This is a genomic window from Bacillus sp. B4EP4a (genome assembly GCF_006680105.1).
In the GTDB taxonomy this organism is placed as follows: Bacteria; Bacillota; Bacilli; order Bacillales; family DSM-1321; genus Peribacillus; species Peribacillus simplex_E.
Genome location: NZ_VHIK01000002.1, coordinates 20,460 through 47,354 on the forward strand (window position 1 = coordinate 20,460; position 26,895 = coordinate 47,354).

Consider the following 26,895-nt stretch of genomic DNA (forward strand, 5'->3'; position numbering starts at 1 on the left):
TTGTGAAAAATAATCTTAGAAAAACAGATACCCGATACCTTTCCTTCCATTTTCGCGCTTTTACCACATAACAATATGGTACCACCGGTAACATGGAGGAAAACGATTAAATATGGGCTGCGAATGGAGGATATGGTTATGAAGCATTTGTTACTTTTTACAAAACGAATACATGACTATTCAGGAAAAATATTGTATATCAATCTTGTTTGTATGATTTTGATAGGCTTTTTAGAAAGTGTAGGAATTTTCTTATTGATCCCATTGATTGGATTGACCGGTGTAATGGATATTAAAACGGATGAAGTGCCTTTCTTAAGCTGGGTTAATGAATTATTCATCGGAATTCCGGAAACGCTCAGTCTTTTAATAATACTTGGCACTTATGTGATATTAATGGTGGGGCAAAGTATATTTAAGCGGAATCAAACAATCTTGGGAGTGAAAATCCAACAAGGTTTTGTTAGAAAGTTAAGGGATGAGGCGTATGGCAGTCTGCTGCAAGTCAATTGGGGATTTTACTTAAAAAAGAGGAAATCCGATATTATCAACATCATGACAAATGAAACCTTTAATGTAAGTGCAGGGATCAATTTATTTTTACAGTTTATATCCTCCCTTATTTTTACTTTCATTCAAATCGGTATAGCATTTTATTTATCTGTTCCTATGACGAGTTTTATAATAGCCTTTGGGTTCATTCTCATTTTTTCGTCCCGGAAATTTGTGAAAAAGTCTCAGTCTATTGGAAAGGAAACCTATCAGCTAACACAAACCTATTTAGCGGGTATGACTGATCACCTTAATGGAATGAAAGATATCAAAAGTAATTCTCTAGAGGAATCTCATTTGAATTGGTTTCTGTCTTTAAGTGAGAGAATGGAAAAAAACAGAATCAAGTTAACGACTTTAAATACTACCTCCCAAATGATCTTCAAAATTGTATCTTCAGTCTTAATTGCCATTTTTGTGTTTTTTTCGATAAAGATGTTCATGGCCCAGCCAGCACAATTAATGCTGATAACGGTTATTTTTTCAAGGTTATGGCCAAGGTTTACTAGCATTCAATCTAATTTAGAGCAAATAGGATCTACGCTTCCTTCTTTTAAAGCATTGTCGGATTTACAAAACGAATGTAAAGATGCAAGAGAGTTATATGAATCTGATTATAAAAATATCATGCCTATTGATATTAAACGAGGGTTGGATTGTCATAATGTTTATTTTAGTTATGATCAAAATGAGAGCACTTATGCCCTGAAAAATATAAACATACACATTCCTTCTAACCGAATGACGGCTATTGTTGGCCGATCAGGGGCCGGAAAAAGCACCTTAATAGATATATTAATGGGGTTGAATCATCCTAATAGGGGCGAAGTTAGAATAGATGAGATTCCCCTTACTAATGATAGATTATTATCACTGCGGAGGTCCATTAGTTATATCCCGCAAGATCCATTTCTCTTTAATGCAACAATACGGGAAAATTTGCTGATCATTGACCCTGATGCAAGTGAGAAATCCATATGGGAATCTTTGGAGTTCGCTGCAGCCGCTGATTTTGTCAGTAAGCTTCCACAAGGTCTGGATACACTCATCGGCGATCGGGGTGTCCGACTATCGGGGGGAGAGAGGCAGCGTCTAGTGTTAGCCAGAGCGATTTTACGCAAACCGGCCATCCTGGTATTGGATGAAGCGACAAGTGCATTGGATACGGAGAACGAAGCGAAGATTCAATCCGCCATTGAAAGATTAAAAGGAAAAATGACCATCATCGTCATAGCGCATCGATTATCAACGATTCGCAATGCCGATCAAGTGCTGGTCATGGATCAGGGAGAAATCATTCAGGTCGGTGAATATTACCAATTAGCAAATGAAAAAAGAGGGATGTTTAGTAACTTATTAGGTATCCAAATGGAATCAAGTGTGTGATTCTCTAATTAAAGCTGATATGCTGACCTTTCTTTTAACATTGAGTAGATACTATATGAAAATGAGGTTAATTAACATTACAATGAATAAATTGTATATCCAGCATTTTTAATTGTAATAAAGAACGAAAGGTTCGTTGAATGTTATGAAGTAACAAGCTTATTTCTTATGAATAGGTCTAACATTAGGGTTATATGACATTACAATGCATAAGTTAGAAAAGAATAGAAATAAAAAATGAATTTCAAATATGTGGATTAATCAATCAAATATTGGGTATTATTAAATATAATTAAAGAAAGAGAAACTATTAAAAGCTATGACTCATATCTAGAGAGCGGTTGCTCTATTGACTGGGTTAATTAAGAAAGGATGAATTTTTTTTTAATGCCTTTATACCAAATGAGAGAAATATGGACACCCTTAAAATATGTTGGAGTTAAGTTTTTTAAATCCGATGATAATAGTATTTTCATCAAGGTTTTTAACCAACATCGAAGAAGGTTAAAGTAATAAGTTGAAACAACAAGTGCCCGAAAGACTCAAAGGAACCTTGACCATTATTGTAATTGCTCATCGGTTATAGACGATTCGTAATGCGGATCAGTATTGGTTTTGGAGTAGGGTGAAGAAGCCTAGTAACACGAATCTCTTAAATCCCGGTTCAGCATAAACTTAAACACCTTAAAAAAGTTGTATAGATAAGTGGAGCCATCCATTTGTAGAGAGAAAGAAAGAGAGAGGTAAATAATTGTAAGTGGTAAGAGAAAACAGTGACAAATTCCAAGGTTTAATAGTAGGAAAATGGCAGGCATCACACAAAGACGGTTGTTTTTGTGCGGTGCCTGCCATTTTTATCCTACTTAAGCTGTATCTCTTCAAATATTAGTTGGGTATGCACCACTAAAACAGGCTATACAGCGGCTGCTAGTTTCTCCAAGATCCACATCTACTGCCTCTAATAACCCATCGGTGCTTAAAAAGGCTAATGAATCTGCCCCGATAACCTTTCCCATAGCTCGTTCGTGTTCGTGTTTGTTGGCAAATAGTTCTTCCTTAGTTGGCATATCCACTCCATAAAAACAAGGGTTTCTAACCATAGGTGAACTAATTCTTACATGGACTTCCTGGGCACCTGCTTGCCTAATCAATTGGACAATGCGCTTGCTTGTCGTTCCCCTAACAATAGAATCATCGACTAAAACCACCCTTTTTCCTTCCAAAATTTCTTGCACAGCGCTTAATTTCAGTCGAACAGCTAAGTCGCGCAATTCTTGCGTGGGCTCAATAAACGAACGACCAGCATAAGGATTTTTAATAATCCCCATTTCATATGGAATTCCTGATTGTTGGGAAAAACCAATGGCGGCAGGGACGCTTGATTCGGGAACTGCAACGACAACATCAGCTTGTGTCGGATGTTCTTTTGACAGAATTTTACCTAATTCCTTCCGGATTGTTAAGACACTTCTTCCTTGAATAACGCTATCCGGACGGGCAAAATAGACAAATTCAAAGGAACAAAGGGAAACCTTACCTTTTTCCGCAAATCTTCCAGTTTGAATTCCATTTTCATCTATAAGAAGCCATTCACCCGGTTCAACTTCCCGCCAGAACTTAGCATCAACCGCATTTAAAGCGCATGTTTCTGAGGAGGCGATGATTGATTCACCAATTTTTCCAAGGCTAAGCGGACGTAACCCATGACGATCCAGGGCAATTAGCATTTGTTTTTCAGTCATTATAATCAAGGCAAATGAACCGTCGATACGTTTAAGCATATCAGGTGCGCTTTCTGCGAAATGCTTTTTACTTGAACGAGCTATTAAGTGAGCAATAATTTCAGTATCGGTTGTTGTTTGAAATATGCTTCCCTGCTGTTGTAACACATCCCGTTCTATCCTTGCATTTACGAGGTTGCCATTATGAGCAACAGCCAGGTCCCCCTCGCTATATTTAAAAACGAGGGGTTGTGCGTTTTGCAGTAAACTTTCACCAGAAGTTGAATATCGTACATGACCGATGGCCATATTTCCGCTTAGTCCATCAAGGATGTCCCGTGAAAATACATGGGTAACTAATCCCATTCCCCTGTGATTCCTGAATGATTTACCATCACTAGCCACAATTCCTGCACTCTCCTGACCACGGTGTTGAAGTGCCTGAAGTCCGTAATAAGTTAATTCGGCAGCTTTGGGGTGATTAAATACTCCAAATACCCCGCATTTCTCCTGCATTTCTGAATCCATTTTTCTCTTCCTCCCGTTGAATTCCTTTTTGTTATTTTTGGCAAATGGTGAATTTCTATCCTATTTATTTACTAATCGGTAAATCGATATGGATTAAACTAATTGCAGCCATAAAACAGTTCTTTGGAACAGGTAGGGATAATTGCTTAGCATTATTATCTTGGTATGAAAGACTTTTGGGTATGATGGAATATTTTGAATAAATGTATTTTGTATGATTTATAGTAAACTATATAGTAAAGAACAGATATTAATTTATAAAATCTAGCTCAGTATAAAAATAGTGAATAATACAGTTAATATTTTTTCTGATTTGACGATACTTTAATATGAAGATCAAGCAAAGGGACTTCGCAGAAGGCGATGTAAGCGCCATCAAAATACAAGGAGAATTTGATGACAAAAAACAAATTTATTACGTTCGAGGAAGCTTATGAAAAGAAAGAAAGAAGTAAGAAAATTTTTATTGGGTCTTATATTACTATTATTTTAATTTTGATTTCTTTATTGACTTTTACTCTTGGTAAATCATAACAGGTGTTAAATAGGGCTGAGAAATCAGTCCTTTTTTTGTGTTAAGAAGGTGAATGAAGAGTATGCAGGGAGCTCTCCTTTTTTCGAGATGGGTAGTCAAAGGAGCTAAGAGTCCTAAGACTCCTAAGACTATAAAAGAGACGATCTTTATTTTCAGAAGTTCTTGTTGTGGGACTATTGCGGGGAACGCTTTTAAACTTTCCATTGTAGTTGTTATTTCTCGGTTATGATCAATAATGAATTTTTTAAGATAAGAATTAAAGACTCGAAATAAAAAGATACAATCATCGGTGATCGAGATGTCCGACTATCGGGAGGAGAGAGGCAGCGGTTAGTGTTAGCCAGAGCGATTTTACGAAAACCGGCCATCCTGGTATTGGATGAAGCGACAAGTGCATTAGATACAGAGAACGAAGCGAAGATTCAATCCGCTATTGAAAGATTAAAAGGAAAAATGACCATTATCGTAATAGCTCATCGGTTATCGACGATTCGCAATGCCGATCAAGTGCTGGTTATGGATCAGGGAGAAATCATTCAGGTCGGTGAATATAACCAGTTAGCGAATGAAAAAAGAGGGATGTTTAGCAATTTATTAGGTATCCAAATGGAATCAAGTGTGTAAATATTTATAGAGTCACGAACAGTCAGGTTACAGCCATATTATGGTTTGTAATGCTGGCTTTTTTCTTAGGGGAAATTAATTAAAACTGAATTAATAGTTCTAAATATTATTTTTGTGGAATAGCAAATATGAGGATTTAATTGCGATTACATCTCTATTTTCAATAAAAGTGTTTTATATAAAACGCATTATACCAATGTTTTTCCATTGTAATGTCACTTTTTGATGAATGATGTTGAAAAATGACGTAAAAAATCGAATAGTATTATGAGCTATTATCACGTTTTTAAGTATAATTAACATTAATATAGTTTTAATTAAGGAGAAATTTTTTAGGTCATGATGGTTTATTTAGCACCATGGAAACAGCGATTCTAGAGATTTATTAATCTTTAAGAAAATTAATGTGAAATATTCTTGAGAAAGGCAAACCTATTGAAAAGTAGGGACGCAAAATTACAGGTCTAAGGCTAAATGCTAAGACGGCTGTGTTACCACAAGTTGGGTGGGATTTGACATGGAAGCTAAAAATGAACGGGAAGAATGGGTTTATCTAATGTTAGAGGCTAAAAGTTTAGGATTATCTATTGAAGAAGTGCGGGAGTTCATAAAAGAAAAATGAAAAATTATCTTAGTGAAGGCTGTTATACAGTCTTCTTTTTTTTGTTTTTTTTACAGGAAATTACCGTAAAGGTATCTAGAATAAAGAACATGGGGACAATAATAAAAATGCAACCTAATTGAGAGGGATTTTTATTATGGATGTACTTAATGCCTTTGTGAAGGGATTAATATGGGGAACTTTATTCAGTGTACCGTTATGGCTGTCATTTTTCGGTTGGGTAAAAATAATCATAAATTTTATAAAGTAAGCGCTTAATTAAAATGATGCCTAGGCAGGATTTAACATGATCATCATAGAATTTAGTTAATGTACATAATGCGTTAGTCGTAACCTACTACATATATATAGAAATATAGCCTATAAAAAAATAGTTAATAATACTTAAATATTTTTGGTATTGTGCCGATACTACATATAGAACTTAAGCAAAGGTACTTCGCAGAAAGCGATGTCAGATAGCTGCCATCAAAATATAAGGAGATTATTTGATGACAAAAAACAAATACATTACGTTCGAGGAAGTTTATGAAAAGAAACAAAGAAGTAAGAAAATTTTTATTGGGACTTATATTACTATTACTTTAGTATTGATTTCATTAATGACTTATTTTATGGGACAAGCATAATATGGGGTATCGAAAGGGCTGAGGAATCGGTCCTTTTTTGTTTTTTATCCACACATATTGATATTGAATAGTAGTATTACTTCCCACTTTGAATATTAAGGGAATGTTAAATTTCAGTTATTTCTCTGCTATTACAGTAGTTGCGCTTGCCAATCCCTACTATAATAAAAGAGCTATATCCCTTATTTTTGAAAAAAGATTTGGGACAACTTATGAAATGGTGGAGTGGGAATTTTAAATGGATTTTTTTGATATTTTAAAAGACACTTTTGCAAAAGGTGAGTCTGGACAAGATGTTACAGTAAATGAACTTGTAGAGGAGATTAAGGAGAAATTAAGCGGGATCATTGAACAACCTGATAGTATTTGATCCGTAAGATACTCCATCCTTATTCTGCTCGTTTCATAGGCGATGGTCATCTTCTTTTTTCCTCGCAGGCATATGAGGAGCAAAGCATAACATAACTCCTTTTTTATGCGAGTGCTGACGAACTGCATCAAAAACTAACCGGTGGCCGAACTCCCTTGTGGCAGGATGTCATGCTTGACACGTTTGGTGGTTTGCTAGGAATCTTCTTTTCTTTTTTCTTTTATCGATGGAGAAGGCGTCAATGAATCTAAGAAATCATTTCAGATACATATACTTAAGGAGCATGTCTAACAACATGCTTCTTTTTTATGGTTTTCCATTATATATATAAATGAATGATAACCTGTGAGGGTGATGAGGGTGAGGAGACAAAGTAAGATTCCGATAGGAGTATTGACGGCTATTCTCATGGTTTTAGTTGCAGGAGCTTGTATCATTTTTCTTTTTCCGAGCGGATCAGAAAGCGTGGTTGAAGATTTCTATGAGTATGAAAGTGAAGCGGAGTTCGGGAAGTCCTGGGATTTGTTAAGTTCTGAAATGAAGCAGCGGTTTCCGGATCGGGCAGATTATGTGCAAAATCGGTCACATGTATTTTTACAGCATATGGATGTGAAGTCCTTTCAGTATGATGTAGGGCGTTCTAAGAAAGTGAAGAACTGGAAGTTGGATAAGAGTGGAAGGCTGCATAAAACGGCCTATGAAATTCCAGTTACACAGGTCTTCAATTCTCGCTATGGAATGTTTACTTTGAAACAAAATTGCTATGTCGTCAAAGAAAAAGGCGAATGGCGTATATTATGGGATTATCGGTTTGAATAGATTCCTCTCCTTTTTCAGGCTCAAGTTCGTTTTATTGAAAAGGGAGAGGCGATGCTCTCATGTAACGAATAGATTTACTTCTCATGAAACATATTTCATTCTTGAACGGTCACTGATGGCTTTCAAAATAAACATTTTGTCCTGTGTGCTTAGCATAGCCCAGCTGCCTGCTTTGATTTTCATTTAAATACACTCCTTTTGTTTCAGTTTATTTATTATAGTTGATGATTGTTGGTTGTGGAATTCCGGGTCCAAAGAATAATTGTGTCTAGTGATGAAAGGGGCAAGGGGGAATGGAATATTCAGCTCATATTAGATTATACCGTCTTTTAATGCCTAATAAACAACAAATATTCCAACAAATCTCTACAATTGGTGTTCGTTTTTTGTCAGAATATTGGACGTGGAAAATGAAAAAGCTGTCAGGATGCGGGTCCGGACAGCTCTTACATTTTTTCTTATTTAATGGATAATTGTTCTTTTAATTCGGATTGAACCTTTTCTTTTTCTTCATCCGACACAATATTATAGTAGACTCCGTCGATTTTCGTTCCATTTCCTGGAATGGTTGCTTGGGTTATGCTTTTGCTTGCATCCCTGTAGTTCTTTTGGATGTCCATCATGTCATCAAACGTCAAATTAGTCTGGATATTTTTACTTAATGCATCGAATACATCATCGTATTTCGTCAGGGATGAAAGGCTAGCACCTTCCTTGATGACAGCCTCGATGATGGAACGTTGTCTAGATTGACGGCCATAATCACCATTCGGATCATCATATCTCATTCGAGAATATTTAAGCGCATCTTCTCCATTTAAGTTAATGCTTCCCTTTGCGAAATGGACGCCTTCATAAGTGAAGTCCAAATCGTTTTGAACGGTCACGCCGCCGACTGCGTCAACGATATCCTTGAAGCCTTCCATATTGATCTTCATATAATAGTCGATTGGGATATCAAGGAAGTTTTCAACGGTATCCATGGACATTTTCGCGCCGCCGAAGGCAAATGCATGGTTGATTTTATCCTGTGTACCATGACCGACGATCTCGGTCCGTGTATCACGCGGAATGCTTAGCATTTTGACAGATTTCTTTTGTGGATTGACTGTCAAGACGATCATTGTATCTGAACGGCCTTTGTCGCCATCACGTTCATCGACACCAAGCATGAGCATCGAGAATGGCTCCTGATCTGATAGCGCAAGGTCTTTCGTTCGTTTATCCGTGGTACGGTCTATTGGTGTATGCATCGTGTCAACGGTTTTTGTCAGTGAATTCCATACGGAGTAGGCAAAAGCTCCCCCGGCTAATATGAAAAGTAGGACAATTATCCCGACTACCTTTAGCCATGTCCGTTTCTTTTTATTCTTTTTTTCATGTCTCATATTTTACTTCCTTCCTCTTTTTGTAACCACTTCATCTATTATATTTAATTTCATAATAAAAGAATAGTATATTTTACTATTTTATAATACCTTTGACATATTTTGGTGTGCTGTTTACTAGTAACTAGAACAAATCTGAGGGGCTAGGAAGTTAGAATCATTAAAAGTTTAATATAGTGAATGATTGGGAAATCTAGACTTTTTTCATTGTTGGTTGTGTAATTTGACCTAGTGTTTATTTTTTTGTTTACATCCAGATATTTAGAGATTGCAAGTCTTTTTATAATCATGATCTTACAGCCATTTATTATGTTCTCTTTGATTTTTAAATGTTTGAATTATGAAGGGGAGATGCAATTGTGGATGTACAATCCTTAGTCTGCAGCGATGTTGCTTGGAAGTAAAATATTGTAACAGCGGCAAGTTTTGTCATTACCATGTTTATGATGTTTTATGGGGAGTGTTTCATGAACTTGAAAGGATTCAACGACTGTTTGTGTCTTCTGTTTATAGGGATAGTTTTGTTGGAAAATTGGGTTGTCGATACAATGGTATATCAGAAACTGGAAGATATTTGGGCTGCACTCGGCTTTTAGTGGTTCATCGTTGTTTAGCTTGTCTTAAGCCAAGTCGAATGAAGTTTTACACTAAAATGGGTGGTAAGCAAAGTCCCTATTAGAAAGAAGGCGCATATATATGCAGTACGGATATCCCTAAAGAATAAATAAATATTGGAGGCTAAAGAATAAATGGAATATTCAACTGAAAGTTCATCGTACGAAAGCAGTTCAACGGAAAGCTCATCAGATGAAAGTAGCTCAACGGAGAGCTCATCGTCCGAAAGCAGTTCAACCGAAAGCTCATCAGATGAAAGTAGCTCAACGGAAAGTTCGGAAAATGAAGGCGATTCAAATGAAGGCGATTCAAATGAAATCCTTTCCGACGCCGCAGAAGAAATTGAAAATTCAGCTGAGGGAGAAGAGAATGGCAGTCCTCGTCGTGTGAATGTATTTAAGAAAATGTGGCTGGAAAATATGATTAAAGCTTCGAAGGGTATCTATAACGAAGATTGAACACACAGGTACAGCAACTAAAAAGTTGTTGTGCCTTCATATGAAAAGGGACATGCCGCTAGCAGTGGTAATTGACAAATCCTCTTACTGGATACAGGAGCCTAATTTTTCTGCGGCTAAAAGTACGTACATGCAATAATCTGAATTTAAATGCTGTAAAAGTAATCGGGCTAGAATCATATTTGGAAATGTTGTTTCTGCCCTTGATGAAACCTTAACAGATTGGGGACTAATTTCCGGGAAAGATTGGCCAAGCAAGGCGATTCAAAGGGAATTTAGCCTAAGCGTTCCGGTTTCTAACCAAGAAAGACCTAGCCGGAGCGTTTGGCTGACAGTCGTATATACTGATTGTGGATGATTTGGACACAATGGCTTACTGTTTGGATATAGGTTGTTTTTTACGGTCACCAAATGATATCTAAATTTATTGGTCAATATAATTAGAACTATATGGAAATATTCATCTAGTTGGGATTTTAATAGAAGGAAGTTTGTAAATTTAGTTCGGAAAGGAGATATCTTTAATGTGCCGAGATGGAATGTAGCTGTACACTTTTCGGCGAAAGTTGGCATCATTGAGAAGGTGAATGCTCAAGGGGAGACGGTTTTTGTTAACAGGGGGCATGTTAAAAGTTTTCATTTTCCATAAAAAAACTCCGGATCTGAAGTGATCCGGAGTTATTTTTTTTTCTCGATATTTTCATAGACCGAGGCAAGGGCTTGTTCAAATTTCCCGCTCTTTTTCGGTTTGTAATATTTTTTGCTGCGCAGTTTGTCCGGTAAGTATTGTTGCTTCACCCAGCCATTCTCGTAGTCATGCGGATAAAGGTAGCCGATGCCTCGTCCGAGATCTGCGGCCCCTTTGTAATGGGCATCCTTAAGATGATCAGGTACATCTCCACTATGGCCGCTGCGAATGTCGGTAAGCGCTGCATCAATTGCGGCAATGGCCGTGTTTGATTTTGGTGATAGGCATAACTCGATCACTGAGTTGGCAAGTGGAATCCGGGCTTCAGGAAAACCGAGTCGTTCAGCGGCTTCGACTGCAGCGAGGGCCCTGGGACCAGCCTGCGGATTGGCAAGAGCTATGTCTTCGTAAGCGATGACTACCAAGCGGCGGGCAATGCTGACAAGATCACCGGCTTCGACCAAGCGCCCCAAATAATGAAGGGCTGCATTCACATCACTGCCACGAATTGATTTTTGGAAAGCCGACAGTACATCATAATGGGCATCCCCATCCTTGTCATGTGAGAAGCTTTTTTTCTGCATGCATTCCTCGGCAATTTGCAGATCTATATGAATGGTTCCGGATTCATCGGGTTCGGTGGAAATGACGGCGAGCTCAAGAGCGTTAAGGGCACTGCGGACATCTCCGTTCGAAGCAGTCGCGAAATGGGTAAGGGCATCAAGGCCGACATCGGTTTTATACGCACCAAGCCCCCGCTCTTCATCATGAAGTGCCCGTTCCAGGGCTTTGGTTATATCATTGGTTTCCAATGATTTGAGCTCGAAAATCTGGCACCGGCTTCTGATGGCCGGGTTGATGGCGTGATAGGGATTGCTGGTCGTTGCACCGATCAAGGTGATCATCCCGTTTTCAAGATAAGGCAATAGGAAGTCCTGCTTCGCCTTATCGAGTCGATGAACCTCATCAAGCAGCAGGATCACTTTCCCGGACATCTTAGCCTCCGCTGCCACGATTTCCATATCCTTTTTATTATTGGTCACCGCGTTCAGCGTCCGGAAAGCAAACTTCGTGCTTCCGGCAATCGCACTTGCAATCGATGTCTTGCCAATTCCCGGCGGACCATACAGGATCATGGAAGAAAGCTGTTTTGCTTTCACCATCCTTGCGATAATTTTTCCTTCACCGACCAGATGCTCCTGCCCGATGATCTCATCAATCGACCGAGGCCGCATCCGGAAAGCAAGCGGTTTTATATTCATTGCGCACCTCTCCTTTTTATATAAGGTATCACAACTGATGGGGGAAATGCGCTGATTATGCTGTAAAAGAAGGCGAATTCGATTATGGCAGTTCCTTTGGGGATTTAATTTGTGCTGTAAGGTTGATAAATCGACCTACCGGCGGAATAATCCTACCTATCCTTCATGAGAGAATATAATAGATAAAACTCTGCCTTTAGTCTGGTCAAAATGGGCTGGTTTGTAATGATAGTTTAAGAAGGTATAGTAAGTCATGAAGTGACGAAATGTGAACATCAAGGGAATTATCCAAGCAGGTACGGCAAATCCGCTTTCTTGATTGCCGCTCCTTGGAAAATGCTTGTGGCAGAATACTCCGGTTTGGAGGGCGGTAATCGGAATTCTATCATTCTCTAGCGGTTTGGGCAGATAAGGAATATGACCAACGGGCAATAAATTCGATAATCGTTTCATTGCTTTAGTAGAAAGGACCGCTTCGTTATATTTGTTATTCTCTCAATTTTAAGAAGGCATTCCATTCTTTCTTTCATTTATCCTACCTCTCCAATTAGGATAATTTGACAAATGGAGGGCGGGTGAATGCATTTCCGGCGGGAATATGCTATAATTTCAAAAGAATTTAGAAACGGATAAATAATTTGAGGTGTATATGTATGAAGATATCTACTAAAGGCCGTTATGGTTTGACGATCATGATCGAGCTTGCTAAACATTATGGAGAAGGCCCGAAGAGTTTGAAATCAATTGCCCAGACGCATAATCTGTCGGAGCATTATTTGGAGCAGTTGATTGCGCCGCTTCGTAATGCGGGGTTGGTGAAGAGTGTCCGCGGTGCGTATGGCGGGTATGTCCTGTCTAAAGATCCTCAGGAGATTACTTCGGGAGATGTCATCCGTGTATTGGAAGGCCCGATTACCCCTGTTGAAGGAATTGAGGATGAAGAGCCGGTGAAGCGCCAGCTTTGGATCCGGATTCGCGATGCCGTGAAGGATGTATTGGATAATACGACGCTTATGGATTTGGCGAGCTACAAGGATACGGGTGAAATCGATTCTTATATGTACTATATTTAAGTGATTAGCAATGCGCCTATTATGTAGGCGCTTGCGTTTTTTAATGGAGGCGACAAAAAAGTGGACAGAATATATTTAGATCATGCTGCGACTTCCCCGATGCATCCGAAGGTGATCGATAGGATGATGACAGTCATGAGCCATGACTTCGGAAATCCGTCGAGCATTCATGCTTTCGGGCGGGAGGCACGCCATGTTTTGGATGAGGCGCGTTCGAGTATTGCGACGAGCATCGGTGCGGGGCGGAATGAGATCATTTTCACGAGCGGTGGAACCGAGGCTGATAATACGGCGATCATTGGTGTTGCGAATGCTTATAAAGAAAAAGGAAAGCACATCATTACGACGGAGATTGAGCATCATGCGGTTTTGCATACATGCCAATACCTTGAGAAGTCTGGCTTTGAGGTCACATATTTACCTGTGAATGAAGCGGGGCTTATTTCAATTGCCGATTTAAAGGCGGCATTGCGGAACGACACGATTTTGGTTTCGGTCATGTTTGGCAATAATGAGGTTGGAACGATCCAGCCGATTGCTGAAATTGGACAGCTGCTCAAGGGGCATCAGGCCATTTTCCATACGGATGCGGTTCAGGCATATGGTTTGATCTCTATCGACGTTCGTGAGTTGGGTGTGGATTTGCTGAGTGTATCCGCGCATAAAATCAACGGTCCCAAAGGAATTGGCTTTCTTTATATGCGTGAAGGCTTGAAGCTGAATCCGCAATTATATGGCGGGGAACAAGAACGCAAGCGCCGTGCTGGTACGGAGAGTGTGCCGGCCATTGCCGGTTTTTCAGAGGCTGTTTCAATTGCTAAAAGCACGATGGAAAAGAAAAAGGAGCAATACAAGCGATTTAAAGACGTATTGCTTGCCGTCTTTGATGAGGCGGATGTACAATATGAAATTAACGGATCTATGGAACAGTCGCTGCCGCATTTGCTGAATGTCAGTTTTCCGGGTACGAATGTGGAATCGATGCTCGTCAATATGGACTTGGCAGGTGTTGCTGTATCGAGCGGGTCCGCTTGTACTGCTGGGTCAATCGATCCGTCGCATGTGCTTGTGGCGATGTTCGGGAAAGATTCGGAGCGGACGAAGAATTCGATTCGTTTCAGCTTCGGTCTGAACAATACGGAAGAGGAAGTAAGGCAGGCAGCTGAAACCACCGTGAAAATCGTTAATAGATTAGTGGGAAGATAATTCTCACTTTAAATAAATGAGGTGACAGAATGAGAAAAGCACCACAGGACACCCGCGTCGTCGTGGGTATGTCAGGAGGCGTGGATTCTTCTGTGTCAGCCCTGCTATTGAAGAATCAAGGCTATGATGTGGTCGGGATTTTCATGAAGAACTGGGATGATACAGATGAAAACGGAGTTTGTACGGCAACGGAAGATTACAATGATGTAATTGCCGTTTGTAATCAAATCGGCATCCCTTATTATGCAGTCAATTTCGAAAAGCAGTATTGGGATAAAGTTTTCACTTATTTCTTGGATGAGTATAAAGCGGGCCGTACCCCGAATCCGGATGTAATGTGCAATAAGGAAATCAAGTTCAAGGCCTTTCTTGAACATGCCGTAAGCCTTGGCGCCGATTATGTGGCTACAGGTCATTACGCACAGGTTGAGTACCGTGATGGCGAATACAAAATGCTTCGCGGTGTCGATAATAATAAAGATCAAACGTACTTCTTGAACCAGCTTACTCAAGAACAGTTGGAAAAAGTCATGTTTCCGCTTGGACACATTGATAAGAAGGAAGTCCGTGAAATTGCGAAAGAAGCTGGCCTTGCCACGGCAACGAAAAAAGATTCTACAGGGATCTGTTTTATCGGTGAACGCAATTTCAAAGAGTTTTTAAGCAATTACCTCCCAGCTCAGCCCGGAGATATGGTCACGATGGATGGCAAGGTAATGGGCAAGCATGACGGATTGATGTATTACACCATCGGTCAGCGTCACGGTCTAGGGATTGGCGGCAGCGGCGAACCTTGGTTTGTTGCGGGAAAAGACTTGAAGCGCAATGTTTTATATGTGTGTCAAGGCTTTGATAATGATGTGCTGTATTCCAATTCCCTTCGTGCAGTGAATGTCAGCTGGGTAGCGGAGCATATACCGGCTGGTGAATTTACATGTACGGCAAAGTTCAGATATCGTCAAGAGGATAGCGGTGTTAGGGTGAAGGTATTGGAAAATGGTGATGTCGAAGTCATCTTTGACGAGCCAGTCCGCGCGATCACGCCTGGACAAGCAGTCGTATTCTATGATGGTGAAGTGTGCCTTGGCGGCGGTACGATTGATGAAGTATTTAAAAAAGGTGAAAAACTGACTTACGTAGGGTAAAATAAGCATGTCCCCAGCTGTGTTTGCGGTTGGGGACTTCTTTTGGATTGCGGGTGTACCGCCTGAATTCGACCACTGGCTTATGCTATACTTTTTAATATAAAAATGGAGTGTGAATGGATATGGATAAGAATCAACAAGGAATTGAATTTATGCAGCAAGGGAAATACGAGGAAGCGGCGAAAGTTTTTAATGAGGCGATCGAGGAAAATCCGAATGAGCCTGTTGCCTACATAAACTTTGGGAATGTATTGACTGCCGTGGGTGAAACGGATAAAGCGGTCAAGTTTTACAAAAAGGCGATTGAGCTGGATGAAAATGCAGCAGCGGCTTACTATTCATTAGGAAACTTATATTATGAATCCGATTCTAAATTAGTCGAAGCGAAGGATATGTTTGAAAAGGCAATCCGTTTGGGGCTGGATAACAGCGATGCTTACTTCATGCTTGGATTGACTTTGATGGCGTTAGATCAGCCGAAATTGGCGATGCCTTATTTACAGAGAACGGTGGAGCTGAGCCCTGAGGACGTTGATGCGAGATTCCAATATGCGCTATGTCTTGCCAATGCTGAATTGTATGATGAATTGATCAATCAACTGAATTTAGTTGTGGAACAGGATCCGGGCCATGCGGATGCTTATTATAATTTAGGCGTTGCGTTTGCAGGGTACCGTGAAGATGCGAAAGCAGCGATGGTTTATTTTGATAAGGCATTGGAAGCACAGCCAGACCATATGCTCGCTGCGCACGGAAAGAAACTGTTGGAAGAAATGAATGCTGAGTAAATAAACGGCATATGCATGGAAAGGTGGGGAGAAGCGTTGAGCCAGCAAGACTCATTGGATTTGTTTTCAGAAGAGAAAATGTTCATGAAAGGAAGTCATTTAGTGACGATCTTTCATAATGAAGAAAACATGTACTCGGTTGTAAGAATTCGCGTGCATGAAACGAATCTGAATTATGAAGAGAAGGAAGCGGTCGTAACAGGTTATTTTCCAAGGATGCATGAGGATGAGATCTATATTTTTTATGGGGCCATGAAGGAACATCCGCGTTTTGGCCTTCAATACCATGTAGAGCATTTTCGCAAGGATCTCCCTCAATCCAAGGAAGGAATCGTCAGTTATTTATCCGGTGACCTTTTCAAGGGCATTGGGAAAAAAACAGCTGAAAGCATTGTTGAGACACTGGGTGAAAAGGCAATTTCAAAAATTCTGGCTCAGCCTTCGCTACTTGATGATATTCCGAAGCTATCCGGGGAAAAGGCAAAGGGACTCTATGATACATTGGTCGAGCATCAAGGTCTGGAGCAGGTGATGATTGCCCTGAATCAATATGGCTTCGGTCCGCAGCTGTCGATGAAGATCTATCAAATGTATAAGCAGGATACGATCACGATGGTTCAGGGAAATCCGTATAAGCTCGTTGAGGATATTGAAGGGATTGGTTTTGGACGGGCGGATGAGCTTGGGCATCAGCTGGGCATTTCTGGCAGCCATCCCGATCGAATCAAGGCTGCGTGCTTGTATACGCTTGAATCACAATGCCTCCAGGACGGAAATATCTACATAGAAGCCGAGCAGCTATTGGAGGCTGTCAAACGTCTGCTGGAGGAAAATAAACGGGATCGCATTGAGTTCACGAACATTTCCTCGGAAATAATCGAATTGACGCAAGAGGGGAAAATAGTTGTCGAGGATCAACGAATTTATCCGCCTTCGCTATTCTATTCGGAAAAGGGAATCGTGATGAACATCAAGAGGCTGCTTGCTCAAACCGAGTATGAGGACCAGTTCCCGGAATCGGAGTTCTTGCTGGCACTTGGGGAGCTGGAAGAGCGGCTGGATGTATCCTATGCCCCGGCCCAAAAGGAAGCGATCCAAACAGCCCTGCAATCACCCATGTTAATCTTGACGGGCGGACCTGGTACCGGTAAGACGACAGTCATCAAAGGCATCGTTGAGCTATATGCAGAGCTGCATGGTGTATCCATGGATATTAACGATTATAAAAAAGAAGGAAGCGATCCATTTCCATTCGTACTTGCGGCTCCTACTGGCCGTGCAGCGAAACGCATGGCCGAATCCACGGGGCTCCCAGCTGTTACGATCCATCGTTTGCTTGGGTGGAACGGGAGTGAAGGCTTTTCCCATGATGAGGATAATCAGCTGGATGGCCGTATCGTAATCATCGATGAGGTTTCCATGGTGGATACGTGGCTGGCCCATCAATTGTTTAAAGCTCTGCCGGAAAATGTCCAAGTGATATTGGTTGGTGATGAAGATCAGCTGCCATCTGTTGGCCCTGGGCAGGTTTTAAAGGATTTGCTTGCATCGAATTGTGTACCGACTGTCAGTCTGGAACATATTTATCGTCAAGCTGATGGCTCATCGATCATTGAATTGGCCCATGAAATCAAAAAAGGAAGGCTTCCGGATGATGTCACGAAACAGCAAGAAGATCGATCGTTCATTCGCTGCCAAACAGGTCAAATCCCCCAAGTAATCGAGAAAGTGGTTGCCAATGCGAGGACGAAAGGCTTCACGGCCAAGGATATACAGGTGCTGGCTCCCATGTATAGAGGGCCTGCCGGGATTGATGCCCTGAATAAAATGCTTCAGGAAGTGTTCAATAGCAATGTGAATGAAAAGCGGCGGGAAATAAAATTCGGAGATGTGATATACAGAACGGGAGATAAGGTGCTTCAACTGGTGAACCAGCCAGAGGAGGGTGTCTTTAATGGCGATATGGGTGAAATCGTGTCCATATTGTTCGCTAAAGAAAATACCGATCATGTCGATAAAGTAATCATATCGTTCGAAGGCATCGAAGTGACTTACACGAAACAGGATTTGAACCAGATTACACATGCCTATTGCTGCTCCATCCATAAGTCGCAGGGAAGTGAATTCCCGATTGTCATTTTGCCTGTAGTGAAAAGTTATTATCGGATGCTCCGCCGTAATTTATTGTATACGGCGATTACCCGCAGTAAAAATTTCTTGATCCTTTGTGGTGAAGAAGATGCATTCCGTTTAGGGATCGAGCGTAATGATGAGATGCGCCGGAAAACGACTTTGCGTGAAAAGCTGCAAGAAGTTTTGAGTGAAGAAGAAATGCCGGTGGTAAAGGAAGAGGTACAACAACAATCAAGTTATCTTGATATTCTCATGCATGCTGATCCGATGATCGGGATGGAGAATGTCACGCCATATGATTTTATGTAGCTCTATTTGATGAATTTTGTTTAAAATTCATAGTTTTGGTGGAACTATAGAATATAACTTATATGTGAAAGAGTAGGGGGAATTAGATGAAAAAAGGTTGGATAATAGGGATAGTCGTTGTCGTTTTACTGGTCATTTTTGGTGCATCTTCGTACAACGGCCTTGTAAGTGCCAGTGAAGACGTCGACAATAAATGGTCACAGGTGGATAACCAATTAAAACGGAGAGCGGATTTGATTCCGAATCTTGTCGAAACGGTTAAGGGTTATGCTTCGCATGAAACGGAAGCCATTAAAGCGGTGAGCGATGCACGCTCGAAGCTGGCTGGTGCCAATTCGACTGAAGATGCGATTGCAGCCGATCAACAATTGAGCGGGGCCTTGAGCCGGCTTTTGGTGGTTGTCGAGAACTATCCGGATTTAAAGGCCAATGAGAACTTTAAGGGTCTCATGGATAGTTTGGAAGGAACGGAAAATCGGCTGACGGTAGCCCGAAAAGACTATAATGATGAAGTTACCAACTATAATAAAATGATTAAACGCTTTCCGAAGAATGTGATGGCAGGAGCGTTCGGGTTCGATGCCAAACCATATTTTGAAGTGACCGATCAAGAAAAAGAAACGCCGAAGGTTGATTTCGGGAGCGATAAATAATGAAAAAACTCGCTGTGTTTGCGCTATTCTTCATTCTCACGTTCAGTTTAGCAAACGTGGCCGCAGCACAACCTAACATTCCTGAACCAGTTGGGGATATATATGTTCAGGACTTTGCCGGAGTCCTGAGTGAACAGGAAAAATCCGAACTCATCGAACTTGGGAAACGATTGGATGATGCCACAAAGGCACAAATTTCCGTTTTGACGGTTGATTCGATGGAAGGATCCGAAATCGAGGAGTACTCGGTCGAGGCATTGAGATCATTCAAGCTTGGGGATGCCGAGCTGAACAATGGAGTCCTCATTGTGCTGGCCATGGAAGAACAGAAAATCCGTATTGAAGTGGGGTACGGTTTGGAAGGGGCCATTACCGATATAAAATCTGGACAGATTTTGGATGATGTGGCTATCCCTGCGCTGAAAGAGGGTAAATATGATGTTGCCCTGACGGAAACCTATAAGGCCGTATATAACGATGTCACGAAAGAATACAACCTAGGTGACGAGTTTTATCAGGATCTCTCCGTTCAGCCCGAGTCAGAATCCTTTCAGCTATCAGGTTTACAGATTTTCCTGATCATCATCATTGTCATCATCGTATTCATCCTCGATGCCAAGTTCTTTAAAGGATTTTTCCTTCAAACGCTAATCAATATCCTTTTGATATTCATCAGTCGCGGAGGAGGCGGCGGCCGTGGAGGCGGCAGCGGCGGTCCACGGGGCGGCGGAGGAGGAAGTTCCGGTGGCGGAGGTGCCAGCAGAGGATGGTAAAGCAGTGGGTCTGACCGGGAAACCGGTCTTTTTTTTATGCATGGTCCCTGTATTTTAAGGAAGTTGCACCAACAATGGAAAACCTTTCAGCACATCTATTTTCAGCAGTAAAGAGATAATAAAAATGTTCGGAAAGGCGGGATGACCTTGCGGACGTTTTCTTTATTGAAAGGTATGCCGGTTTTTACAATCAAAGGAGAAAGAATCGGCACGGTTCACGATTTATCAATTTCTGAAATGGGACAGGTAACAGGGTTGGTCATTCATCAACAAGCATTGTTCAAAAGAGCTTTTCATTTGAGACTTGACGATATTTCTTCATTCGGTCCAGATGGGATCGTCATCAGGCAGCAAGATTCAACCTTAAGTAAAGTGCCTGCGGATTCCATTTGCCTGTCGAAGGACGAGTTATTGGGACGCATGCTTTTTTCAGAAATGGGCGAAGAACTTGGTTTACTGCAGGATGTATATTTCAAGGAGAAAATGGGCACGATTATAGCGTATGAAACAACGGATGGATTTTTCTCTGAGTCGACAGTGATAGAATCAAAACAGCCGCCTGCAGTAGGGAAGGATACCATCATTGTTTCAGTTTATGAACAGTGAGGTGTCCATTTTGGAAATAAAATGTCCGAATTGCCGCAGTAAAGATGTCGGGAAGATTGGCGTAAATCAATATTATTGTTGGAATTGCTTTATTGAAATGACTCTATCCGAAGGGCTCATTAATACGCATCAGGTCGAGGAAGATGGAAGTTTAAGCTCATTGGACGATTTGTTTGAGGAAAATGACCGCCGCTTCAGTATGTAATTAACGGAAGAGGTGTTTGCAATGGCTAGACGTTCACGCAATACTCTAATGAATATGGGTTCGGATTTGATGAACTCGAAGATGGTCAAACGGAACATGAAGAAAATACGCAAAAGATTAAAGTCTTTATTATAGCAGGAATGGGTGTCCTGAATTAATGAGGGCACTCTTTTTTATGTATGAAAACCTTCCGCCTTTCGAAGAATAAATGAGCGGGAGGTGTTTATTGTGAGTATTCGTTTAAAATGGTTTTATCGCCTGGGTTTTTTATTGCTCTTATTTTTCGTTATCTATATTTTTATGAAACTTAAGCCCATGTGGGGACCTGCCGTCACTGTATGCGTGACGGTACTGCTGCCTTTTTTGATTGGTGCGTTCATCAGTTACTTGCTGCACCCTGTAGTGGAATATTTAAATGAGAAAGGGATGCGTCGCTGGCTTTCGATTACGATCATCTATTTGTTGTTTTTCGGAGGGATCGGCTTTGCTGTGTATAAAGGTATTCCAGTGATGGTCAGCCAGGTACGCGAGCTGTCGGAAAGCGTACCGGAACTGGTTGAACAGTACCGGGGCAGAATTGATAAACTCAACCATCAGACGGCGGCCTGGCCGTTCGGAATTCATGAAAGATTCGAAGAGGGTGTCACCCTTTTTGAAGGTTGGCTGAAGCGTATACCTGAAAAGGCGATGGAGTATGCAATGAAGATGATTGATTTCATACTCCTTATTGCGTTGATTCCATTCATTGCTTTTTATATCCTGAAAGATTTCACAGCTTTAAAAAAAATGGCATGGTATATGACTCCGAAGAAGTGGCGCAAGCAGGGACGGGCATTCGTTCGTGATGTGGATGCGTCGCTTGGCGGATATATCCGCGGACAAATCATCGTCTGTGCCGTGATCGGATTGATTTCCTCGCTGCTGTTCTGGGTAGTCGGAATGCAATATCCGCTTCTATTGGGGGCGATAATCGGAATAACGAATGTCATTCCGTATTTCGGACCGATTATTGGGGCCATTCCCGCAGTGATCATCGCCGCGACCATGTCAGTTAAAATGGTGTTGATCATCGCGGTCATCGTGCTCGTACTTCAATTTCTTGAGGGAAATATCCTATCGCCGTTAATAGTCGGTAAAAGCCTCCATATGCATCCGCTGTTCATCATGCTTGCATTATTGGCCGGAGGCGAAATAGGCGGTATCGTGGGCATGGTCGTTTCGATTCCCATTTTGGCTGTGTTGAAAGTTTTTGTACTTCATGCCCGCGTTCACTTTAGAAAGAAGCCGCCCCTTATTGACAAATAAAAGTCTTGTGAATATAATCCATTACATAAGATAATTCGTTGAAGGATGAAGTATGCTGAAGTCCATCTAAAAGAGAGGGGTCCCCTAGGCTGAAAGGGACTGCCAGGTGAAGAGCAGCAGAAAGCTAGTCCTGAGAGCAGCTAATACCTGCCGTCATGCCGCGTTAAGGCTTTTATGAAGGTGATGGGCCTGGGTGAATTCCCGCGTCCATAATCAGGGTGGTACCGCGAGTCAACTCTCGTCCCTGTTTTTGGGATGGGGGTTTTTTGTGTGCTCAAAATTACATAATTTTAAAAGGAGGATATATATGAAGTATTTAACTGGTGCTCAAATCCGCCAAATGTATTTAGATTTTTTTAGTGAAAAAGGCCATAACATCGAACCGAGTGCGTCATTGGTTCCTCATGAAGATCCATCATTGCTTTGGATCAATTCCGGGGTGGCGACGTTAAAGAAATATTTTGATGGACGGGTGATTCCTGAAAATCCAAGGATTACAAATGCTCAAAAGGCCATCCGTACGAACGATATTGAAAACGTGGGGAAAACGGCACGTCATCATACGTTTTTCGAAATGCTCGGAAACTTCTCCATTGGTGAATACTTCAAAGAAGAAGCCATTACATGGGCTTGGGAGTTTTTGACGGATGAAAAATGGATTGGGTTCGACAAAGAGAAATTGGCTGTGACGATCCATCCTGAAGATGATGAAGCATTCGAACTCTGGAATAAGAAAATTGGTGTTCCTGCTGAAAGGATCATTCGCCTGGAAGAAAACTTCTGGGATATCGGTGAAGGTCCAAGCGGCCCGAATACGGAGATTTTCTATGACCGCGGACCGGCATATGGCGATGATCCGAATGATCCGGAACTATATCCAGGCGGGGAAAATGAACGACATCTTGAAGTCTGGAACCTTGTGTTTTCTCAATTCAACCATAATCCAGATGGTTCTTACACACCGCTTCCAAAGAAGAATATCGATACAGGCATGGGCCTTGAACGTATGGCTTCCGTCGTTCAAGATGTGGCGACGAACTATGATACAGATTTATTCATGCCAATCATCCGGGCAGTCGAAGAGATTTCCGATGTGAAGTATGGTGTTGATACAGAAAAAGATGTTGCATTCAAGGTCATCGCCGACCATATTCGTACGGTAGCCTTTGCAGTAGGTGACGGGGCTCTTCCATCCAACGAAGGCCGCGGTTATGTATTGCGCCGTTTACTTCGCAGAGCGGTTCGATATGCTAAGCAAATCAACATCAATCGACCATTCATGTTCGAGCTTGTGACGGTCGTAGGCGAAATCATGAAAGACTTCTACCCTGAAGTCCTCAAGAATAAAGAGTTCATTGCAAAAGTAATCAAAAATGAAGAGGAACGCTTCCATGAAACATTAAATGATGGACTGTCCATCCTTTCTGAAGTCATTAAAAAGGAAAAGCAAAAAGGCGGTACGACCATTCCGGGCAGTGATGCATTCCGTTTATATGACACATATGGTTTCCCGATTGAGTTAACGGAAGAATATGCAGAAGAAGAAGGCATGACGGTCGATCAAGCCGGATTTGAAAAAGAGATGGATGCACAGCGTGAACGTGCTCGTTCAGCGCGTCAAGATGTGGATTCGATGCAAATTCAAGGCGGGGTATTGGGCGATATCAAAGTTGAAAGTGAATTTGTCGGCTATGATCAAGTAGCTGTCGAAGCGAAAGTTGCCGCCATCATCAAAAATGGCGAGCTTGTTATGGAGGCAGAAGAAGGAGAAGAAGTTCAAGTGATACTGGACAAGACTCCTTTCTACGCGGAAAGCGGCGGACAAATAGCCGATATAGGAATGATGGCCAGTGAATCCGTGAAGGTTGATGTCCATGATGTCCAAAAAGCTCCTAATGGCCAAAATCTGCACCGTGTAACAGTTACTGCCGGCACTTTAACAGCAGATTCCAATATCGTTGCTACGCTAAATCAAGAAAATCGCATCCATATCACGAAAAACCATACAGCGACGCATCTTCTGCATCAGGCGTTGAAAGATGTGCTTGGTACACATGTCAACCAAGCTGGTTCACTCGTACAGGCTGAGCGCCTTCGCTTCGACTTCTCTCATTTTGGTCAGATAACGGCGGAAGAGATTGAACAAATCGAAACGATTGTAAATGAAAAGATTTGGCAAAGCTTACAAGTGAATACGGACTATAAAAACATCGAAGAAGCCAAGGCTATGGGCGCAATGGCCTTGTTCGGCGAAAAATACGGCAAGATTGTTCGTGTCGTTCAAATCGGTGATTACAGTCTAGAACTTTGCGGTGGTGTCCATGTCCCTAATACAGCAGTAATCGGCTTGTTCAAAATCGTTTCCGAAAGCGGCATCGGTGCAGGGACTCGTCGTATAGAAGCGGTAACGGGTGCTGGGGCATACAAATTGATGACTGAGCAAATCGGTGTCTTGAAAGACGCGGCTGCTAAATTGAAAACAAACTTGAAAGACGTACCTTCAAGAATTGAAACGGTACTTTCTGAAGTGAAGGATCTTCATCGTGAGAATGAAAGCCTTACTGCAAAATTAAGTAATATCGAAGCAAGCAGTCTTGTTTCTAACGTAAAAGACATAAATGGGGTTCAAGTATTGGTGGCAAAGGTTCAAGCTACCGACATGAATAATCTGCGTGCCATGGCAGATGATTTGAAACAAAAGCTTGATTCTGTCATTATCGTATTAGGTTCGGCCCAAGGCGATAAAGTCAATTTGATTGCCGGGGTGACCAAGGATTACATCGATCGCGGATTCCATGCTGGTAAATTGGTCAAAGAAGTTGCTTCCCGTTGCGGCGGTGGCGGCGGCGGACGTCCAGATATGGCCCAAGCCGGCGGAAAAGACCCTGGAAAATTGGATGCAGCACTTAATTTTGTTGAAGAATGGGTCTTATCGATTTCATAATCAATGGAAAGTGTTGTACAATGAAGGTAATAGTGGATTCTGGACGCTGAGGAGAGGTGCATGTTAATGAGTTCCTTTGATAAAACGATGAAATTTAATTTTCCCGAAGAACCATTCGAAAGAGATGTACAAGAAGTATTGTCTCAAGTATATGTTGCACTTCAGGAAAAAGGTTATAACCCGATAAACCAGATTGTCGGTTATCTATTATCTGGTGACCCGGCCTACATCCCGCGCCATATGGATGCTCGAAACATTATTCGTAAGCTTGAACGCGATGAAATCATCGAAGAATTGGTTAAGTCGTATCTTAAGAACCATCGAGAGGAATACTAATGCGCACAATGGGACTTGATTTGGGTTCAAAAACCATCGGCGTTGCCCTGAGTGACGCGATGGGTTGGACTGCACAAGGATTGGAAACGATCAAAATTAACGAAGCTGGAAATGACTTCGGCTTTAAACGCCTCAATGAAATTATAAAAGAGCATGATGTTTCTAAAATTGTTCTCGGTTTACCTAAAAACATGAATGGGACTGTTGGACCGCGAGGCGAGATCAGCCAAGATTTCGCTAAACGATTAGAAAACAAATTCAAGCTGCCGGTGTTTCTCTGGGATGAACGGTTGACAACTATGGCGGCTGAACGTGTCCTTCTTGAGGCGGACGTGAGCCGAAGCAAACGCAAGAAAGTCATTGATAAAATGGCAGCTGTCATGATTCTGCAAGGATTCTTGGACAGACAAACAAATTCAATATGAGGTGAATACTAATGGAACACGGCGAAAACAACATTACAGTAGTAGATGAAAACGGAAACGAGCAGCTTTGCGAAATCCTTTTCACATTCGATTCAGATAAATTCAACAAATCTTATGTACTTTACTATCCGATGTCTGCAGAAGATGACGAGGAAGAAATTGAAATCCACGCTTCATCATTCGTACCAAGCGAAGATAATAAAGATGGTGAACTTACACCGATCGAAACAGAAGAAGAATGGGATCTTGTCGAAGAAATGTTAAATACATTCCTTGACCAAGAAGAAGCAGAAGAAGAATAAGAAAAAAACCGGCCCCTAAAGGTCGGTTCTTTTTTTGACAAAAGGGACGATTGGAACGGGTGTGCGAGACTCCTGCGGGAAAGCGAGTGCCTGGAGAGAAAATCAACGTTCGTAATGTATTTTCAGTCTGAACCCATAAAGGTCGGGTTTTTTCATTTATGTACTAGTAACGGCCTTATCTTTTCTCTGCGAATAAAAGTATAAATGTAGCGAGTGGACCTAAAAATAATGATAACAAGAACCAATTCAACGCCGTTCTATTTTTACCTTGAGCAAGTCCGGCGTTTATGAGTGCCAATGTCCCCCAACCTACAAAATAAGAATTATCCAACTCCTTCACACCTTTCTATATCATTAATTAATAATACCATTCCTGCATGAATATTCCTGTAATTTCCTTAAATACCTAATACATGCAGGGACGAATTTTAAAGCTGAGTAAATAATTAAAACAAAGTTGATTGGAGAGTAAGGTGCGAGACTCCTGCGGGAAAA

24 protein-coding genes, 2 pseudogenes and 1 riboswitch are annotated in these 26,895 nt (G+C 41.4%); of the genes and pseudogenes, 23 read left to right on the forward strand and 3 right to left on the reverse strand.

Going from position 1 to position 26,895, the window contains the following annotated elements; genetic code table 11:
- Positions 1 to 138 precede the first annotated feature (138 nt).
- Complete coding sequence (locus tag FNK51_RS00355) at positions 139 to 1,938, forward strand: ABC transporter ATP-binding protein (protein ID WP_141992115.1); 1,800 nt, start codon at positions 139 to 141, stop codon at positions 1,936 to 1,938.
- Positions 1,939 to 2,816: 878 nt separating this feature from the next.
- Here the strand turns inward: FNK51_RS00355 and purF are convergent.
- Positions 2,817 to 4,187, reverse strand: a complete 1,371-nt coding sequence (purF, locus tag FNK51_RS00360; RefSeq protein ID WP_141992116.1) for an amidophosphoribosyltransferase — start codon at positions 4,185 to 4,187, stop codon at positions 2,817 to 2,819.
- 811 nt (positions 4,188 to 4,998) lie between these two features.
- Here purF and FNK51_RS00365 point away from each other — a divergent pair.
- The 6 genes and pseudogenes from FNK51_RS00365 to FNK51_RS00380 form a co-directional block, all read left to right on the forward strand.
- Positions 4,999 to 5,346, forward strand: a pseudogene (locus FNK51_RS00365) (ATP-binding cassette domain-containing protein); the annotation flags it as partial.
- A gap of 415 nt (positions 5,347 to 5,761) precedes the next feature.
- Positions 5,762 to 5,845: riboswitch (cyclic di-GMP riboswitch) on the forward strand.
- A gap of 18 nt (positions 5,846 to 5,863) precedes the next feature.
- The gene (sinI, locus tag FNK51_RS00370) at positions 5,864 to 5,968 is read left to right on the forward strand and encodes a DNA-binding anti-repressor SinI (RefSeq protein ID WP_141992117.1); all 105 of its coding nucleotides are present in this window, start codon (positions 5,864 to 5,866) and stop codon (positions 5,966 to 5,968) included.
- A 491-nt stretch (positions 5,969 to 6,459) separates the two neighbouring features.
- On the forward strand, positions 6,460 to 6,597 hold the full coding sequence (locus FNK51_RS26315) for a hypothetical protein (protein WP_181762151.1): 138 nt from the start codon (positions 6,460 to 6,462) through the stop codon (positions 6,595 to 6,597).
- A gap of 238 nt (positions 6,598 to 6,835) precedes the next feature.
- Complete coding sequence (locus tag FNK51_RS27030) at positions 6,836 to 6,967, forward strand: YwzD family small protein (RefSeq protein WP_255294649.1); 132 nt, start codon at positions 6,836 to 6,838, stop codon at positions 6,965 to 6,967.
- Between the two features lie 110 nt (positions 6,968 to 7,077).
- Positions 7,078 to 7,212: pseudogene (locus FNK51_RS00375) on the forward strand (VanZ family protein); the annotation flags it as partial.
- A gap of 115 nt (positions 7,213 to 7,327) precedes the next feature.
- Positions 7,328 to 7,786 carry a hypothetical protein gene (locus FNK51_RS00380; protein WP_141992118.1) on the forward strand — a complete coding sequence of 153 codons (459 nt, stop codon included), beginning with the start codon at positions 7,328 to 7,330 and terminating at the stop codon, positions 7,784 to 7,786.
- A 458-nt stretch (positions 7,787 to 8,244) separates the two neighbouring features.
- Here FNK51_RS00380 and tagU read toward each other — a convergent pair whose 3' ends face one another.
- Complete coding sequence (gene tagU / locus FNK51_RS00385) at positions 8,245 to 9,174, reverse strand: polyisoprenyl-teichoic acid--peptidoglycan teichoic acid transferase TagU (RefSeq protein WP_141992119.1); 930 nt, start codon at positions 9,172 to 9,174, stop codon at positions 8,245 to 8,247.
- Between the two features lie 749 nt (positions 9,175 to 9,923).
- Between tagU and FNK51_RS00390 the strand changes: the two genes are divergently transcribed.
- Positions 9,924 to 10,247 (forward strand): hypothetical protein, encoded by a 324-nt coding sequence (locus FNK51_RS00390; RefSeq protein ID WP_141992120.1) that lies wholly within the window; start codon positions 9,924 to 9,926, stop codon positions 10,245 to 10,247.
- Between the two features lie 678 nt (positions 10,248 to 10,925).
- On the opposite strand, the gene FNK51_RS00395 is transcribed toward FNK51_RS00390, so the two are convergent.
- Positions 10,926 to 12,191 carry a replication-associated recombination protein A gene (locus FNK51_RS00395; protein ID WP_179890989.1) on the reverse strand — a complete coding sequence of 422 codons (1,266 nt, stop codon included), beginning with the start codon at positions 12,189 to 12,191 and terminating at the stop codon, positions 10,926 to 10,928.
- Positions 12,192 to 12,455: 264 nt separating this feature from the next.
- Between FNK51_RS00395 and FNK51_RS26320 the strand changes: the two genes are divergently transcribed.
- From FNK51_RS26320 to FNK51_RS00465, 15 genes are all read left to right on the forward strand, one after another.
- Positions 12,456 to 12,593: a hypothetical protein gene (locus tag FNK51_RS26320; RefSeq protein WP_181762152.1), complete on the forward strand. Its 138-nt coding sequence runs from the start codon at positions 12,456 to 12,458 to the stop codon at positions 12,591 to 12,593.
- Positions 12,594 to 12,850: 257 nt separating this feature from the next.
- The gene (gene cymR, locus FNK51_RS00400; RefSeq protein WP_034308657.1) at positions 12,851 to 13,270 is read left to right on the forward strand and encodes a cysteine metabolism transcriptional regulator CymR; all 420 of its coding nucleotides are present in this window, start codon (positions 12,851 to 12,853) and stop codon (positions 13,268 to 13,270) included.
- Between the two features lie 60 nt (positions 13,271 to 13,330).
- Positions 13,331 to 14,476, forward strand: coding sequence for a cysteine desulfurase family protein (locus FNK51_RS00405; protein ID WP_141992121.1), 1,146 nt, complete (start codon positions 13,331 to 13,333; stop codon positions 14,474 to 14,476).
- Between the two features lie 29 nt (positions 14,477 to 14,505).
- Positions 14,506 to 15,621, forward strand: a complete 1,116-nt coding sequence (gene mnmA, locus FNK51_RS00410; RefSeq protein ID WP_141992122.1) for a tRNA 2-thiouridine(34) synthase MnmA — start codon at positions 14,506 to 14,508, stop codon at positions 15,619 to 15,621.
- A 122-nt stretch (positions 15,622 to 15,743) separates the two neighbouring features.
- On the forward strand, positions 15,744 to 16,409 hold the full coding sequence (locus FNK51_RS00415; RefSeq protein WP_048681430.1) for a tetratricopeptide repeat protein: 666 nt from the start codon (positions 15,744 to 15,746) through the stop codon (positions 16,407 to 16,409).
- Between the two features lie 36 nt (positions 16,410 to 16,445).
- A complete protein-coding gene (recD2, locus tag FNK51_RS00420; protein WP_141992123.1) occupies positions 16,446 to 18,851 on the forward strand; it encodes an SF1B family DNA helicase RecD2 in 2,406 nt (801 codons plus the stop codon).
- A gap of 86 nt (positions 18,852 to 18,937) precedes the next feature.
- On the forward strand, positions 18,938 to 19,504 hold the full coding sequence (locus FNK51_RS00425; protein ID WP_141992124.1) for a LemA family protein: 567 nt from the start codon (positions 18,938 to 18,940) through the stop codon (positions 19,502 to 19,504).
- The gene (locus FNK51_RS00430) at positions 19,504 to 20,277 is read left to right on the forward strand and encodes a TPM domain-containing protein (RefSeq protein ID WP_141992125.1); all 774 of its coding nucleotides are present in this window, start codon (positions 19,504 to 19,506) and stop codon (positions 20,275 to 20,277) included. Before FNK51_RS00425 ends, FNK51_RS00430 begins: the two co-directional genes overlap by 1 nt.
- 147 nt (positions 20,278 to 20,424) lie before the next feature.
- Entirely contained in the window at positions 20,425 to 20,883 is a 459-nt protein-coding gene (locus FNK51_RS00435; protein WP_141992126.1) for a PRC-barrel domain-containing protein, read from the forward strand.
- Entirely contained in the window at positions 20,873 to 21,088 is a 216-nt protein-coding gene (locus FNK51_RS00440) for a hypothetical protein (protein ID WP_063233024.1), read from the forward strand. Before FNK51_RS00435 ends, FNK51_RS00440 begins: the two co-directional genes overlap by 11 nt.
- 228 nt (positions 21,089 to 21,316) lie before the next feature.
- On the forward strand, positions 21,317 to 22,393 hold the full coding sequence (locus FNK51_RS00445; RefSeq protein ID WP_141992127.1) for an AI-2E family transporter: 1,077 nt from the start codon (positions 21,317 to 21,319) through the stop codon (positions 22,391 to 22,393).
- Positions 22,394 to 22,700: 307 nt separating this feature from the next.
- Entirely contained in the window at positions 22,701 to 25,337 is a 2,637-nt protein-coding gene (gene alaS / locus FNK51_RS00450; RefSeq protein WP_141992128.1) for an alanine--tRNA ligase, read from the forward strand.
- Between the two features lie 66 nt (positions 25,338 to 25,403).
- Positions 25,404 to 25,673, forward strand: a complete 270-nt coding sequence (locus FNK51_RS00455) for an IreB family regulatory phosphoprotein (protein WP_034311358.1) — start codon at positions 25,404 to 25,406, stop codon at positions 25,671 to 25,673.
- Positions 25,673 to 26,098, forward strand: a complete 426-nt coding sequence (ruvX, locus tag FNK51_RS00460) for a Holliday junction resolvase RuvX (protein WP_034308633.1) — start codon at positions 25,673 to 25,675, stop codon at positions 26,096 to 26,098. Before FNK51_RS00455 ends, ruvX begins: the two co-directional genes overlap by 1 nt.
- 11 nt (positions 26,099 to 26,109) lie before the next feature.
- Positions 26,110 to 26,400: a DUF1292 domain-containing protein gene (locus FNK51_RS00465; RefSeq protein WP_063232962.1), complete on the forward strand. Its 291-nt coding sequence runs from the start codon at positions 26,110 to 26,112 to the stop codon at positions 26,398 to 26,400.
- Positions 26,401 to 26,895: the final 495 nt, after the last annotated feature.